General features: G+C 44.9%; 1 protein-coding gene. It reads left to right on the top strand.

Annotated features, from left to right (window positions below):
- A partial coding sequence (locus tag NQ163_RS20655) for a hypothetical protein (protein ID WP_268192198.1) occupies positions 1 to 399 on the top strand: 399 nt, incomplete at both ends.

Raw genomic sequence — 399 nt, 5'->3', positions numbered from 1 at the left:
TCACGGTTCATCCAAATCCTGTTGTAGACCTTGGCACAGATCAGGAAACTTGTGAAGGAGGAAGCATTACTTTAGATGCAGGAAATGCAGGAGCAGGCTACCTGTGGTCAAATGGAGCAACCACTCAGACCATCACAGTATCAACTTCAGGAAACTATTCAGTAGTAGTAACAGATGCCAATGGTTGTTCAGCTACAGATGATATAAATGTAAGTGTTCATCCAAATCCTATTGTGGATCTTGGCGCAGACCAGGAAACCTGTGCTGGTGGCACAATCACTTTGGATGCAGGAAATGCAGGCGCCAGCTATTTGTGGTCAAATGGAGCAACAAGTCAGACCATCACGGTAAATACAAGCGGTAATTATTCAGTAGTGGTAACAGACGGCAATGGCTGTT

The organism is Marinifilum sp. D737 (assembly GCF_026672275.1).
Classification (GTDB): domain Bacteria; phylum Bacteroidota; class Bacteroidia; order Bacteroidales; family Marinifilaceae; genus Marinifilum.
The sequence above is the reverse complement of the archived record's forward strand: the minus strand, read 5'-3'. Positions and strand labels throughout refer to the sequence as shown.